This window comes from Arthrobacter sp. ZGTC412 (assembly GCF_002929215.1).
In the GTDB taxonomy this organism is placed as follows: Bacteria; Actinomycetota; Actinomycetes; order Actinomycetales; family Micrococcaceae; genus Arthrobacter.
Genome location: NZ_PJII01000009.1, coordinates 110,198 through 124,533, shown reverse-complemented (window position 1 = coordinate 124,533; position 14,336 = coordinate 110,198). Strand labels below are relative to the sequence as shown.

The following is a 14,336-nucleotide window of genomic DNA, read 5'->3' as shown; positions in this document are numbered from 1 at the left end:
GCTGAGGGAGCTACCCCAACGGCTCCCGATCCAGCCGTGGATAACCCGGATTGACCCCAACTGTGGACTGCTCACTTCTCTCCGTACCGTTATGACGTGTGCCCCTTTCCTCCTTCCCACTCAAAATTCGAGTACTAAAGGCCTCGTCGTGATGGCTCTGATTCTCGTCTGGTGAGTTCCTGTTGGGTAGCACATCCGCTTGTTCAACAGACTGCTAGCCTTATTTCATGGCAAAAAAGACAGTTGTGCTGCTGGAAGATGATATTGACGGCTCGGAAGCTAAAGAGACTATATCTTTCGCCCTCGACGGCAGTGAATACGAGATCGACCTCAATGAGGGCCACGCTAACGAACTGCGTGAAGCACTGGCACGCTTTACCAACGCCGGCCGCAAAGTAGCTGGCGGACGTGGCCGTCCGGCACCTCGTACCAAGTCCTCCTCGCACAGTGGCCCGGACGCCAAAGCGGTGCGGTTGTGGGCGGCTGAGAATGGCGTGCAGGTAAATACGCGTGGTCGTATCCAAGCGGAAGTTGTAGAGAAGTACGAAGCGGCTCACTAGAGCCAGGAAAAACAAAATCAGGGCTGGAATCAATTACTGATTCCGGCCCTGATTTTTTGTTCGCGGGATACTGCATCCTGAGCTGATCTTTTCATACAAGAATAGTCCGCACGTCTGGGAACCAACCCGCTGGGGCTTTCTTTGGTTCGAGATGTTCGGGGTCCCGGCGTTTTTGCATGTCGCATTTGTAAAATGGCCCGCGCGGGTCGAGGAGCACGCTCACCATCCAGCGGCGCTAGTCAAAGATTCCGACTTCAGGGGTCTTATGGGGAAGAGCAGTTCTGTCCCGGGCGGGGGTTTTGTGCCCGTCGTAGGCGCATTTTTTAAACGGGCCTTCCATGAGGACACGCTTGTGCGGGGCGGCATGGTTGAGCCACCAGGTGCTGACCCCGAGAGCGGGTTCCAGGCGTGAGTGTTCCGACGCCCGCCAAATGGCTTCCATCCGAATCAGGGCTTCGGGATGTTTGCACCACTCAGAGCACCACGCGTAGGCTGCGCCCTCGTTGACTTCCCGGACATAGGACTGGGCCAGGAGGTCAGCGAAGAACTCCACGGCACTGGAGTACACCAGACCCGGTTCGAGCTCAGCGTGGCTGTGCCCGCCGGCCGGGGACTGCTCCTCGTCGTCCCCGAAGGCGTCCCCGAACTCTTCACTCACGCCTTGTCCCCGTCCGTGCATGGATTGTGGGCGGCAACCGTCACAGGGGCACACTCAGTTGTTGCCTTGGCTGCGAGGGAGTCTTTGACCTTTTGGGCATGGGGCCCGTTCATCCAGGGAATTGTTTCGATCATGGTGGCCGGGGCACCGGAGGCGGGGAGGATGGACAGGCGGCATGGGATTGGTACAGCGCGTGGTGCCAGATGGGCCGTCGGCGATGATGTACGCATGGAATATGTGTCCAGGGTGCCCGGTCCGCCGCTCGACGGGCTGACCGACGACCTCTACTACCTGGAGGGCGCCCCGCCGTACTCCCGGTTGATGCTGCCGGCGGCGCCCGCGCCTTTGCTCATAGTCAACCTCGGGGCGCCGTTTCTCATCCGCGCAGGCACCGGCGTAAAAGCCGTGGAATACACCGACGGCTGCGCGGTCACCGCGCCCACCCGTGCGTGGGACTTCGGCTACCCAACCCCGACTATGTCCGTTGGCGTCCACTTCAAGCCGTGGGGGCTGGCACCGTTCCTTCCGCTGTCTGCTGCCGAGTTGTGCGATCGACCGGCGACTGTGGAGCAGATCTGGGGCCAGCCCGCTATCGCTGATTTGCGCCGTCGACTGACCCTGGCGGGCGCACCGCACGAAATGCTGATGGTGCTCGAGGAGGAACTGGTGCGACGACTGCGGCCGATCGACGGCCTGGACATTGTCCGCCACATGAGCAGCGCCATAGCGGCAACCGGCGGAGCGGTGCCGATCAGCGAACTCGGCATGGCGGCCCGCGCCAGCAGCACCTACTTGGCGAAGCGGTTCAAGGAGGTCATCGGCGTCACGCCGAAGCGGCTGGCACGCAGCTACCGTTTCACCTCCACCGTGTTGGCGATCGACGTCGCTGCACTGATCGACTGGGGCGACGTTGCTGCCCGCGCGGGCTACTTCGACCAGGCCCACTTCGTCCACGAGTTCCGGGAGTACACCGGGCTCACTCCCACCCGGTATGTCGAAGTCCGGCAACGCTTCCTACGCGAGCATCCCGACCACGCGCTGGAGGGCTGGCCGCTGCCGGCCGATTGATTTCTTACAAGAGCGACCTCTCACGGCACACGAGACTTGGGATTCCACACAAAGGAGGAACCAATGGGGAAAGTAGTCATGAATGCGTCGGTCTCGGTGGATGGCTTCATCGCCGCTGAGAACGACGATCCCGGTCCGCTGTTCGAATGGCTGGTCAGCGGTGACGTGCCGTTGGACGACAGCGGCGTACTGAACGTGTCGCAAGCGTCCTACGACCACATCCGGCCCTACTGGGACCAGATCGGGGTGACGATCGCCGGACGCCACGTCTTCGACATGACGGACGGTTGGGACGGCACGCCGCCGAGCGGTGTCGACCACGTGGTCGTCGTGACGCACCGGCCGCCGCCCGAGGGCTGGGACCCCAACGCGCCGTTTCACTTCGTCCACGGCATCGAGGCGGCCGTGACCAAGGCCAAGGAGCTCGCGGGTGACCGCACTGTGGAGGTCGCTGCTGGCGACGTCGGCGGCCAGGTGCTCGCCGCAGGTTTGGTCGACGAGGTACGCATGGACGTCGCACCCGTCATGCTCGGGTCCGGCAAGCGCTACTTCGGCTCCATCGACTCGCAGCACCTGCTGGAAGACCCAGACGTAGTTGTTCAGGGCAACCGGGTGCTTCACCTGCGCTATCGGGTGCGCCGTTGACCGATCTGAGGGGGTACGCGAAGAAGTCCACTGCGACGATGACACGAGATGGGGCCTCCGGCTGCGTTTGTGCATCGCTGCTGGCGAGATGCTGAAAAGCTCCAGGGGCGGGCCCTGGGGCTTTTAGTGCGATCTTTCAGCGTTCGGCGGTTCAGTTCCCTGGGGCGGGTGCTAGCCGGCGGTTACGAGCGCTTCGCTGCGTGCGAATTCCATGGCGCGGGTCCAGAGAATCAGCTGGTCCAGCATCGGGGCGAGGGCGGCGGCGGACTGTTCTGTGGGCTTGAAGGTGTTGAAGTTCTCTACGTCCGAGAAGATCGAGAACATGACCTGGTTCCGGACATGTGCCAGCTGAAGTTCAGAGGCGATGCCGCGCAGGTGCTCGACGGCGCGGGCCCCGCCCTTGGAGCCGTAGGAAACGAAGCCGGCGGCCTTGTTGTTGAACTCGACGTTGAGGTAGTCCAGGGCATTCTTCAGTGCGCCGCTGATGGAGTGGTTGTACTCGGCGACCACAAAGATGTAGCCGTCGAATTCGGCGATCTTGGCCGAGAAGGCCTTGGTGTGGTCGTTCTGGTAGTTCTGGTAGGCGGCCGGGTAGGCCTCGTCCAGAATCGGAAGGTTGAAGTCGGCGATGTCGACGATTTCAAATTCGGCGTCCGTGCGGTCCGCAGTCTGATCGAGGACCCACTGGGCGACCTGGTGGTTGATGCGGCCCGGGCGGGTGCTGCCGGTGATGATGGCGATCCTGGTCATTGCGACTCCCTAACTAGATGCATATGCATATATTTGCTGTATCCATCATGCCCGGTGCATCGTTGAATGATCAAGCTTTTCTCGCGTGAGGTGTGTCACGGGAAGCGGTGGGAGCTGGTTTGCATGGCCAGCCCCGCCCGATGATAGTCACAGGACTGGCGCTCCCGTGTGTGCGCGGTGGAGGAGTTCTTCGAGTGATTCAGCGGTGACTTCGCGTGGGTTTGACGGCGGGATGGCCGGCAGGATCAGTTGCACGGCGTCGGGGATGCTTTCCTGGGGCAGGCCGTAGTCCTTCAGGGCTGTGGGGGCGTTGAGGGTTTCCTGAAGGGCGTTCAGTCCGTCCAGTGCACGGCTTGTTCCGAAGGCTGCGGCGATCCGGTCCCGGGCCTCGGGTGCGCTGGGGGCGTTGAAGGCGAGGACGTGCGGCAGGATGATGGCGTGGGTCTGGGCGTGCGGCAGGTTGTAGGCCCCGCCCAGGACGTGGCAGATCTTGTGGTGCATTCCGGATCCGGCTGAAGCGAACGCGACTGCGGACAGGTAGGCGCCATAGAGGGCATGTTCGCGTCCGAATGGTTCCAGCGGGTCGGCTTTGATGGCGGGCAGCGCCATGTTCAGTGCCCGGATTCCTTCGGCGGCGAGGGCGGCGTTTATCGGGTCGGCCCGGGGTGCCCACATCGAGTCGATGCAGTGCGCGAGGGCGTTGAGCCCGGACGCCACGGACAGTTCCACCGGCAGGCCCAGGGTGAGCGCGGCGTCATAGATGACCGTTACCGGCAGGACAGCGTCGTCGAGGTCCGTCGTCTTCCTGGACGCTTCGGTCAAGCCCCACACATTGGTCGCTTCCGAGCCCGCATAGGTGGTCGGGATGGCGATAATCGGCAGCCTCAGCGTCAACGCGACCGCTTTGGCCAGGCCCGTGGTTGATCCACCCCCGGCGCAGACAATCAGGTCAATGTCGCTCTCCGCAGCCGCCGCCCTGGCCTTTTCGGCCTTCTCCAGCGGCACATGCGGGGCAACATCCCCGTAATGGAGGGCGACGCTGATGTTGTCCATGACGGCCGCCAGCCGCCTGGCCTCAGAGGCTGAAGAGATGACCATAACCCTGTTCGCGCCCAACCTGGCCACCTCGGCAGCCAGGTTCGCCCCGGCCAAACCCATGCCGAACAACACCCGCTGACCCAAGGTGACGTGCTCAAACTTCAGACCCATGCCTTGAACTCCCCGCTGGTGGAAATGACACGGCCGAATATAGGCCGGACCGACCCACCACCCGAACACGGGACGAGCCACCGTACACGCTTGACTTTCAACTAAACCTCGCCAAACTAGATGCAAATGCATGTATCGGCGGGGCGCTCCCTCCGCATCTCAGGAGGAAAAAATGTCTGTTCAACTCACCCCCGGCACCTGGAACCTCGACCTCGCGCACACCGAAGTCGGCTTTGTGGTCCGCCACGCCGGCATCAGCAAGGTCCGCGGCCAGTTCACCGAAGCCGACGCGACCCTGGTCATCGGCAGCGGCCTTGACTCCTCTGCAGTCAGCGCCACGATCAACACCGCGTCCTTTGACTCCAACGACAACAACCGCGACGCCCACGTGAAGGGCCAGGATTTCTTCGACGTTGAGCAGTTCCCCACGATGACCTTCCGCTCCTCCGGAGCCCAGGGCTCGGCCGAGCAGTTCAAGCTCGCCGGCGAACTCACGATCAAAGACACCACCCTGCCGGTGGAATTTGACGTTGAATTCGGCGGCGCAGCCGTTGATCCCTTCGGCGCAACCCGCGCCGGGTTCTCCGCCACAACGGTGATTTCCCGCAAGCAGTTCGGCATCACCTGGAACGCGGCACTGGAAGCAGGCGGCGTCCTGGTCGGCGACAAGGTCACCATCAACGTCGACGCAGCCTTCGTACTGTCCGCCAACTAAGCGCTGAAACCGGCTCACCCGGCCGCGCACGCAGCGCCGGGCAGCCGGGGAATAATCAGCAAACTAGATGCATTTGCATCTATACCGGCCGCCGGAAGGCTCGACCGGGACACTACCAGAACCCGGAGGAAACACCATGACCGCTCCCACGTCCGGTCTGCACCACGTCACCGCAATCGCCGGTGACCCGCAGGCCAACATCGACTTTTACATCAAGGGCCTCGGGCTCCGGCTGGTGAAGAAGACAGTGAACTTTGATGCTCCCTCGGCTTACCACCTGTACTACGGGGATGAGGCGGGCCGGCCCGGTTCGCTGATGACGTTCTTCCCGTGGGGCAAGGTGGCGCCGGGCCGGATCGGCTCCGGACAGTCCACCACCACGGCCTTCTCGGTCCCCGCCGGAACCCTGGGCTGGTGGCAGAACCACTTCAACGCCCTCGGCGTGAACTCCAGCATTTCCCGGGTCTCCCCGGATGAGGAGCGCCTGTCGCTCCGTGACCCGGACGGGCTGCAGCTTGACCTGGTGGCGTCCTCAATCACCGATCCCCGCAACCCGTGGGACTCCGCTTCGGTCCCTGCCGAATACGCCGTCCGCGGCCAGCACTCCTCGGTGCTGACCGTCAGGAACCCGGAGCGCACCCTGCGGGTGCTGACCGAGGATCTGGGCCTGCGCATCACCGGCGAAACCGCTCACCGGATCCGTTTGGAGGCGGGAGCGGGCGGTGCAGGCAACATCGTCGACGTCGTCGCCGACCCGAAGGGACCCTCGGGCCTGGTCGCAGGCGGCACCGTGCACCACATCGCCTTCCGGGTGCCCGACACCGCAACCCAGGAGCTGTGGCGCCAGGACCTGGCCGAACGCGGCTACGCCGTGACCGAAATCCTTGACCGGCAGTACTTCACCTCCATCTACTTCCGCGAACCGGGCGGGGTGCTGTTCGAAATCGCCACCGACACCCCCGGCTTCGACATCGACGAGCCGCTGCTGGAACTGGGCCGGTCCCTGAGGCTTCCGCCGTGGATGGAGCCCTCCCGCGAAGCCATCGAGGGCTCCATGGCCCGCCTCCAACTGCCGGCCGAAAACAACCCGGCACTGGCCGGACGCTAGGAACCAGAACATGACCACAAGCAAGGCCGAGGTCACTGCCTGGCCCCACCTCTACGCCCCAGGCCTCGGGGACGGTCCCGTGCTGCTCATGCTGCACGGGACCGGCAGCAACGAACACGACATCGCCTCCCTTGCCGGTGCCCTGGACCCGGACGCCGGGATCCTCGCTCCAAGGGGCAGGGTGCAGGAACACGGCATGCTGCGCTGGTTCCGCCGGCATGCCGAAGGAGTATTTGACGTCGACGATGTCATCGACCGCTCCCGGGAACTGGCAGAGTTCATCCGTGCGGCCCGGGACCACTACGGCCTCGGCGACCACCGGATTATCGCCGTCGGGTTCTCCAACGGCGCCAACATTGCCCTCGCCACCGCAATCCTCCATCCCGAGGCCCTGGACAGGGTCATCGCGTTCTCGGGAATGTACCCGCTCGGTGAGCGCACCGCCCCCACGACCCTGGCCGGCAGCCAGATCCTTGCCCTCAACGGCGACGCCGATCCCATGGCCCCGCTGGCCAGCGTAAGAAAGCTCATCTCCCAACTCACCCTCCAAGGGGCAACAGTGGAGCAGGTACTGCGCCCTGGCGGGCACGGGATTCAACCCGGCGAACTCGAGGCCGCAAAGGCCTGGCTCGGCCACAACCGATAAGGCAAACATTGCCTCGAAGCTTTCGTATTGCAAGGATCATAAGGGTCGCATAAGTCAGCTGATCAGCGGCTGCGGGACCAGGACGGTGCAGCCGACCACCGCGTCCTGTCCTACTAAAAGGAGTTGTTATGGCCGGTTTTTATTCGGGACAAATCCGATCCCGGGAGCTGGCGGGCGCTGAACGGCCTGGCGCTGAAGGTCTCCACGGTGGCCGAAGCCGCTGGCCTGACCCGGGCTGTAGTGGAGCTGGTCAGCGTCAGGATTTCCCAGCTCAACGGCTGCGCGTACTGCCTGGACCTGCATGACCGCCTGGCCCGCGAAGCCGGAGTCGGCGCCCAGCAGCTGGCTGTATTGCCCGCCTGGCGTGAAGCCGGGATCTTCACGGCCGTTGAACGCGCCGCCTTGACCATCGGGGAAGCCGCAACTGCCCTGCACCATGACAGAAACCTCTCTTCCGAACTCGCAGCGGCCCACGCCGCTCTCACCGACGCGCAATTTTCGGCGTTGCAGTGGTGCGCGATCACCATGAACGCCTTCAACCGTGTGTCCGTCCTCAGCGGCCATCCCGTCCGTCCCCGAACCGCGGCCAGCCACAGCACCCAGCCGACAACCGCACCCCAAAGGGTCCTGTCATGAGCAACCTCGAAACAGCCCCCGAAGAAATCATTTGCGCCGAAATGGCAGGCACGAAGGAGGTGGAGCTCCTGGTTCCGCGGGAAGTTCCCCTGGGCGGCCCGCGGGCCATGCCCGTCCGACGTACCCTTCCCCAAAAGCAACGCAGCCTGATCGGTGCCTGGTGCTTCCTGGACCACTACGGCCCTGACCTCGTCCCGGAATCGGGAGGCATGCGCGTCCCACGGCACCCCCACACCGGCCTAGCCACAGTGAGCTGGCTCTTCACCGGCAAAATCGCCCACCGCGACTCGGCCGGCTACGAGGCGATCGTCCGGCCCGGGGAGGTCAACCTCATGATCGCCGGACGTGGAATCTCACACCAGGAGTTCTCCACCCCGGACACCGGCATCCTGCACGGAGCCCAACTCTGGTACGCCCTGCCCGACGCCACCAGGAACATGCCCCCGACTTTCGAACACTATGCCCCGGAACCCGTCTCCGGTGACGGCACAGAACTGCGGGTCTTCATCGGCTCCCTGGCCGGATCCACCTCCCCCGTGGCCACCCACACCCCTCCCCTGCTCGGCGCCGAGGCCGTGCTCAAGGCAGGTTCACGCATCGAACTAAACCTTGACCCTTCCTTTGAACACGGGATCTTGGTCGACACCGGAGAAATCTCCCTGGACGCCACACCCATGTCCGTGGACCACCTCCACTACCTGGCGCCCGGCCGGAGCAGCATCGTCCTCCAAGCCGGTAAAACCCCGGCCCGGGTGCTGATCATCGGCGGCGAACCACTCGGGGAACACATCGTGATGTGGTGGAACTTCGTCGGTCGAACCCACGACGAAGTCGTCAGCTACCGCGTTGCATGGCAGGCCGAAATCGGCGCCGAGCCAGTGGAGCCTCCTGCCGGCAACACCTACCCGGACGGGGCCCCATACCCTCGCTTCGGACCCTATCCCGAAGGCTACCCGGACCCGCTGGCCGCCCCGGAGCTGCCCAACGTCCAGTTACGCCCCCGCGGCTGAAGCACGATCTCAAGGAAGCCCTTCTCTTGGAAAACAACGCCACCACCACTGTCCGGAACGCCCCCGAACGCCGCCGCTACGAACTCCTCGACGGCGACGCCGTCATCGGCAAAGCCCATTACCTCCCCCACACCACCGGAAAGGGACCGCAGCGGATTTTCTACCACACGACAGTCAGCGAAGACTACGCCGGGCAAGGCCTCGCCGCCCGCCTCGTGCAGGAGGCACTGGACGACACCCTCGCAGCCGGAATCGCCGTCGTGCCCGTCTGCCCCTACGTCAAGACCTGGCTGCGCAAACACCCTGACTACCAACCCCGCATGACCCCCGTCCACCCCGAACACCTCACCGCCGTGCAACACGCCGGCAGCCAGTAACTCAGCCGACAGGCTCCATCGTCTAAAACGACTGTCCTAACGGCAACTAGCTACAGAGTTGACCGAGCACGGAACACGGCATCCAATAACGGAAAGTTCGGAGACTTGGCGTAGAGGCCAGGAGTTGTTTAGGGCACCCCCAAACCTGGCACATGCTCTTTTGCCTGACGCTAGGAACAACCGGAATTGATCTACGTTTTGAACGAGAAGCCCGGTCCGCCCGCCCACAGCCGGGGACAATTCTCATAAATTATCCCCCGCTACTGCTGCCAGGGAGCTACCCCAACGGCTCCCAATTCCAGCCGTGGAAAACCTGAATTGACCCCAGCCATGGACGGACTAGAGTCCCTCGCCACCAGTTCCGGCCGCGTGATCAGTAAGCACGGGCATGCCCGGCCGAACTGGTTGACGGAATATCCGTTATCGGCGAACAAGAACGGGCGTGGGACTGGCCTTTTAAGCGGCTCTGATTTGCTGAGCCAGAGGAGTTTATCGGCCCGGTTTCGTTCTTGCTACTGGACGATGGATGCGATCGATCTGGGAGCAGTTATGGGATCGGCATGGCGGTGGAGAACTTTCCAGGCCCCGTCTTCCAAATGGAAAATGGTTGTCACCCTGAGGGCGATCGGTACCAGTTCGTCGGACCCTACAATCTTTACCCGCGTGCGTTCCAGCTCGACGATGTAGGCCAGTTCGGTTCCGACGAACTCTGAAATTCGCTCGAACCGGGTCGGCTCGCCCTCGCGGAAATGGGAGATGGCATGATCCATCGTTTTCTCGACGTTTCCCCAGCCCCTGACAGGCGGGCCGAGCGGATTGGCGAGCGTGACGTCTTCCCGTCGAGAAATCAGCTCTTTCATTGGTGCGGAATTACCGAAGACCACGGCATCAAGCGCCCGATGGTACTGCTCCAGGATCAGATCGACAGTCCCTGACATGGTCCCTCCAAAGTCCCGCTTGAAACCCTTGTCGCCGAGCGGCGGCCGCCTCTGCGGCCATGGTTGCACCGCCGTCCCGTGAAGTCCAGCGGCTTTCGTTTGCCGAAGAATGTAGTCCTATATCGGCGTCTACAGGGGGGAGGGGAGGCGCCCGACATGCAACGGCACGCCGCAGAACCGGATGACTTGATCAAGAACGGACAAGTAGCTCCGCGACTCGATCGAGTTCGTCCTCGGAGTTGTAAAAGTGCACAGCCAGCCGAATCCTCCCGGCACGGACAGAAGCGACTACGTTGGCCTGGCGAAACCGTGCCAGGACGGCTTCGGTGTCGTCGGCCTGGACGGAAAAGATGGTGGAACGGTTCTCCTCAACGATGGGCCAAAAGGGCAAGCGGTGTGATGTCAGCGCGTCCTGCAGTCGGGTCGCCAGTTGCGCGTTTCGCTCTAGAAGCGCAGTCGTTCCAAACTGGCGGAAGATGCCTAATGACGCTTGCTCTGCCATTGCTGGAAACCAGGCAAGCGAGGCATCGAGTTTGGATGCGGTGGGTGACAGGTCTATCGCTGGCCCGTAGAAGCTTTCTGCTGGTTTTCGTGCTGCCTTCCATCCTGGGCCGACGGGGTGCAGCCGATCCAGCAACTCAGGCCGGACATAGAGGTAGCCCATTCCCCGCGAGCCCAGCAAGAATTTATGGCTGGCGGCTGCAAGGAAATCGACGCCGTCGCGTACGACGTCCAGCGGTACCGCCCCAGCAGCTTGGCAGGCGTCAACGAAGAGCCATGCTCCAGACTTTCGCGCGATTTTGCTGATGGCTTCCAGGTTGGCGCGGTAGCCGTTGGCTGAATGAACTGCACTTACAGCGATGAGCCGGGTCCCGCCGTCAGCAGCGAGGTCAAACTCTTCGACCGCCGGGCCCTCCCCGACCGGCGTGACGGCCCGCACTTCGTAGCCGCGCTCTCGTAGCAGCACCCAGGGATAATAGTTCGAGGTGAACTCATTGTCAGCGACGACGATGTTCTCGCCGCGAATCGCCCAGGGTAGATTCGAGGCAACAATCCCAGCGGCGGTACTTACCGCCGGAACGATAGCGATGTCTGCGGCGGTGGCGCCGATAATTTCGGCGAAAATGCTGCGAGCGTCCTCCCCGGCCAATTCTGCTTCGCTCCAGTCGAACTTCCCCGCAGACCATTTCTCAACCGACCGCTCGTAGGCATCACGAGCCGGGTTGCAGCCAAGGTTCATGCTCGCTGTGTTGAGGTAAATGGTGTCTTTTACCCCGGGAAAGAGTCTCCGGACGTCACCTACTGACATTAGAGCACCTCCATGAGCCCGAGCATCGCTAGAGCGTGGGCCTAACCATTAGCTGGGTAGAGACGCCTTCATCGTATTGCGAGCACTTAGGCCCCGACCAGCCTCAGCCTGCAGGATGTCGGATGGAACTCCGGCCAACTGCTATTTGGCCGGAGTTCGTCATTTCCGGATCTGCCGCGAAGACGCGGAACGGTCTCGCCTCGAAGCGATTCTCCGGACCCAGTTGCCGCAGGCCTGCCAGGCGCGGACGCGCTTTCCGGTAGGCGGTCTAAACTAAAACCGCAGCTCACGGGCCGTATGGTGGTCTAACTAGAGCACACCCCAACCTGACAGGCCGGAAGTGACTCTCCGCTCTACCGTGAGTAGAGGTAGGCAACCGACGCCCACAGCCGGGACAATTCTCATAAGATATCCACCGCTACTGCTGCCAGGGAGCTTCCCACCGGCTCCCAATTTCCAGCTGTGGATAACCTGAATTGACCCCAGCCATGGACGGAACAGGACAGCGGTCGAATCGACAGCGCAAGGTACACAGCAACGACACACAACCGCGGGTGCCAGTCCTCACGACATTGGAACCGGCATAATGCGGACTCTCAAGACTCGTTTGAACTATGCCCATACAAGACGAGTCAGGAATTTCGTCAATCAGAGGTTTGTCCGCCCAGGTTCCGGTACTTGCGTGCCCGTGAAGCGACCAGTTGCGAGACCGGCACCGCGGCGACTGACCAGTTCGTATTCGATGGCGTGGGCCATTCGTGCGCAGAATTCCCGCGGTTCCAGGGAGGCGTCGTCCCGTTCATCCACGATGTGATTCACCAGCCCGTTCTCGTACAGTGACGCCGCGTTCACGCCCTGGGCTTGTGCCACGGCCGGAGCGAAGGCGGTGGTGCGGTGGACGATGGCGCTGGCGCCCTCGGGCGGCAGCGGGGACAGCCAGCTGTGCTGGGCCGCGATGGTGCGGTCCGCCGGCAGCAGCGCCAGCGCCCCTCCCGCGGCGCCCTGACCGAGCAGGACCGAAACAGACGGTGATTCCAGCCCGATCAGTTCGTGCAGCGAGCGGGCAATTTCACCGGCCAGGCCGCCTTCTTCCGCTTCCTGCGAGAGTGCCGCACCGGCGGTATCGATGACGGTGAGCAGCGGCAGCCGCAGTTCCTCCGCAAGCTTAGCGCCGCGCCGCGCCTCCCGCAGCGAGCCGGGACCCATACCGGCGGCATCCTTCCGCAGTGGGCGCGCGTGTCCGAACACGATGCAGGACTGGGTCCCGAAACGCGCCAGGGCCAGTAGCAGCCCGGGATCTTTCTCTCCCTGCCCAGTCCCGTTCAGCGGGAGGGAATCGGTGGCGCCGTACTTGAGGAGCTGGCGCAGGTCGGGCCGCCGGGAGATTTTGATGGAAGTCCAGGCGTCCACCTTGGCGGGCCGGACTGCCAGCGTGGCTGGCGCGTCGGGCCAGGCGGCTGACCCGGAATCCCGGCGCGGGACCAGGATATCCAGGGCCCGGCCCACAAGGTCGGGCAGCTCGTCGGGTTCCACCACCCCGTCAATAAGCCCCTTGCTGAACAGGTTTTCCGCCACCTGCACGTTGTCCGGGAATGCTTCGCCGTGCAACGCCTCGTAAACCCGTGGCCCGAGGAAACCCAACAGGGCGTCCGGTTCGGCCACGTTAATGTGGCCCAGAGACGCCCAGGAGGACATCACACCGCCGGTGGTGGGATGCCGCAGGTAGACGAGGTACGGCAGGCCGGCCCGCCGGTGCGCCCGTACCGCGCCGGTGATTTTCACCATGGACAGGAACGCCAGGGTGCCTTCCTGCATCCGCGTGCCGCCGGAGGCGGTGCCCGCCAGCAGCGGCAGCTCTTCGGATGTGGCCCGTTCTACGGCGGCCACGATCCGCTCCGCGGCCGCGTGTCCGATCGATCCCGCCAGGAAGGAGAACTCGCTCACGATCAGTGCCACACGGCGTCCACGGATGAAACCGGCACCGGTCATCACGGATTCGTCCGTGCCACTGCACGCCCTCGCCTTGGCCGCGTCGTGCGCGTACTTCTCGGTCAGTGCGGGCTGCTGCGGCTCCGTGTCCCAGGAGACGAATGAGCCCTTGTCCACCACAGCATCCAAGAGTTCGGCGGCGCTGAGGTGCCGTACCTTTTCTGTCGTCGGCATGCTACTTGGCCCCCGCGGTGGCAGTTGTTTCGGCGGGGACAAGGCCCAGCCACTCCCGGATGGGCCCGCCGTCGGCGTCCAGCAGCGGTGGGGCCACATGGTCGGTGACGGTGGTTTCCGCGGCGTCGCCCGGGGCGAAGAACCGCAGCGGCGGACCGGGGAGGCTAACCTTGCCGAGCAGCGGGTGCTTTACCTCAATTACCAGCCGCTGCGACGCCACCTGGTCCCACGCGTAGACCTCGTCCAGCGAGCGGACCTTCCCGGCCGGGATCCCGGCGTCGTTCAGTTTGTCCAGCAGTTCCGCGGCGCCGTAGCTGGCAAAGACGCGTTCGACGGCGACTATCACCTCCGCGCGGTTCCGCACCCTTTCGGCGTTGCTGGCAAAGCCAGGCGCTGCGGAGTCCAGGCCGAAGGCGGCCACGGCAGGCGGAAGGCCCACCAGCCAGGGTCCTGAACCCGCCACCCCACACACCTGAACAGGCCACCGCGGCGGCCAGGCCACAGCCCGCGAACCTAGCGTCAGAGGGACGCCAACACAAGCCAT

The 14,336-nt window shown here is 63.6% G+C and carries 14 protein-coding genes and 3 pseudogenes; 9 read left to right on the top strand and 8 right to left on the bottom strand.

Translation table 11 applies throughout. The features are described 5' to 3' along the window. The first annotated feature begins 227 nt into the window (after positions 1-227). On the top strand, positions 228-560 hold the full coding sequence (locus CXQ88_RS12395; RefSeq protein WP_104044460.1) for a histone-like nucleoid-structuring protein Lsr2: 333 nt from the start codon (positions 228-230) through the stop codon (positions 558-560). A gap of 91 nt (positions 561-651) precedes the next feature. On the opposite strand, the pseudogene CXQ88_RS22360 reads toward CXQ88_RS12395, so the two are convergent. After that, positions 652-783 (bottom strand): annotated as a pseudogene (locus CXQ88_RS22360) (DUF4913 domain-containing protein); the annotation flags it as partial. A 12-nt stretch (positions 784-795) separates the two neighbouring features. Continuing rightward, positions 796-1,218, bottom strand: a complete 423-nt coding sequence (locus tag CXQ88_RS12385) for a DUF4913 domain-containing protein (RefSeq protein ID WP_181037501.1) — start codon at positions 1,216-1,218, stop codon at positions 796-798. A gap of 228 nt (positions 1,219-1,446) precedes the next feature. Between CXQ88_RS12385 and CXQ88_RS12380 the strand changes: the two genes are divergently transcribed. Continuing rightward, the gene (locus CXQ88_RS12380) at positions 1,447-2,286 is read left to right on the top strand and encodes a helix-turn-helix domain-containing protein (RefSeq protein WP_181037500.1); all 840 of its coding nucleotides are present in this window, start codon (positions 1,447-1,449) and stop codon (positions 2,284-2,286) included. A gap of 63 nt (positions 2,287-2,349) precedes the next feature. Further along, positions 2,350-2,931 (top strand): dihydrofolate reductase family protein, encoded by a 582-nt coding sequence (locus CXQ88_RS12375; RefSeq protein ID WP_104044457.1) that lies wholly within the window; start codon positions 2,350-2,352, stop codon positions 2,929-2,931. Positions 2,932-3,102: 171 nt separating this feature from the next. Here the strand turns inward: CXQ88_RS12375 and CXQ88_RS12370 are convergent, their stop codons facing one another. Then, on the bottom strand, positions 3,103-3,681 hold the full coding sequence (locus tag CXQ88_RS12370; RefSeq protein ID WP_104044456.1) for an NADPH-dependent FMN reductase: 579 nt from the start codon (positions 3,679-3,681) through the stop codon (positions 3,103-3,105). Between the two features lie 147 nt (positions 3,682-3,828). Then, positions 3,829-4,890 carry a maleylacetate reductase gene (locus CXQ88_RS12365; protein WP_104044455.1) on the bottom strand — a complete coding sequence of 354 codons (1,062 nt, stop codon included), beginning with the start codon at positions 4,888-4,890 and terminating at the stop codon, positions 3,829-3,831. Between the two features lie 172 nt (positions 4,891-5,062). On the opposite strand from CXQ88_RS12365, the gene CXQ88_RS12360 reads away from it, so the two are divergent. The 6 genes from CXQ88_RS12360 (at position 5,063) to CXQ88_RS12335 (ending at position 9,382) form a co-directional block, all read left to right on the top strand. Continuing rightward, on the top strand, positions 5,063-5,605 hold the full coding sequence (locus tag CXQ88_RS12360) for a YceI family protein (protein WP_104044454.1): 543 nt from the start codon (positions 5,063-5,065) through the stop codon (positions 5,603-5,605). 136 nt (positions 5,606-5,741) lie between these two features. Further along, a complete protein-coding gene (locus CXQ88_RS12355; protein WP_104044453.1) occupies positions 5,742-6,713 on the top strand; it encodes a ring-cleaving dioxygenase in 972 nt (323 codons plus the stop codon). A 10-nt stretch (positions 6,714-6,723) separates the two neighbouring features. Then, the gene (locus CXQ88_RS12350; protein WP_104044452.1) at positions 6,724-7,359 is read left to right on the top strand and encodes an alpha/beta hydrolase; all 636 of its coding nucleotides are present in this window, start codon (positions 6,724-6,726) and stop codon (positions 7,357-7,359) included. A gap of 123 nt (positions 7,360-7,482) precedes the next feature. After that, the gene (locus CXQ88_RS12345) at positions 7,483-7,995 is read left to right on the top strand and encodes a carboxymuconolactone decarboxylase family protein (RefSeq protein WP_104044451.1); all 513 of its coding nucleotides are present in this window, start codon (positions 7,483-7,485) and stop codon (positions 7,993-7,995) included. After that, the gene (locus CXQ88_RS12340; protein ID WP_104044450.1) at positions 7,992-9,005 is read left to right on the top strand and encodes a pirin family protein; all 1,014 of its coding nucleotides are present in this window, start codon (positions 7,992-7,994) and stop codon (positions 9,003-9,005) included. Before CXQ88_RS12345 ends, CXQ88_RS12340 begins: the two co-directional genes overlap by 4 nt. Before the next feature lie 26 nt (positions 9,006-9,031). Then, on the top strand, positions 9,032-9,382 hold the full coding sequence (locus CXQ88_RS12335) for a GNAT family N-acetyltransferase (protein ID WP_104044449.1): 351 nt from the start codon (positions 9,032-9,034) through the stop codon (positions 9,380-9,382). A 512-nt stretch (positions 9,383-9,894) separates the two neighbouring features. Here CXQ88_RS12335 and CXQ88_RS12330 read toward each other — a convergent pair. From CXQ88_RS12330 to CXQ88_RS12315, 4 genes and pseudogenes are all read right to left on the bottom strand, one after another. Then, entirely contained in the window at positions 9,895-10,320 is a 426-nt protein-coding gene (locus tag CXQ88_RS12330) for a YybH family protein (protein WP_104044448.1), read from the bottom strand. 190 nt (positions 10,321-10,510) lie between these two features. Continuing rightward, entirely contained in the window at positions 10,511-11,629 is a 1,119-nt protein-coding gene (locus CXQ88_RS12325; RefSeq protein ID WP_104044447.1) for an aminotransferase class V-fold PLP-dependent enzyme, read from the bottom strand. 644 nt (positions 11,630-12,273) lie between these two features. Next, positions 12,274-13,792: pseudogene (locus tag CXQ88_RS12320) on the bottom strand (carboxyl transferase domain-containing protein). Between the two features lies 1 nt (position 13,793). Continuing rightward, positions 13,794-14,210, bottom strand: a pseudogene (locus CXQ88_RS12315) (CoA transferase); the annotation flags it as partial. Positions 14,211-14,336: the final 126 nt, after the last annotated feature.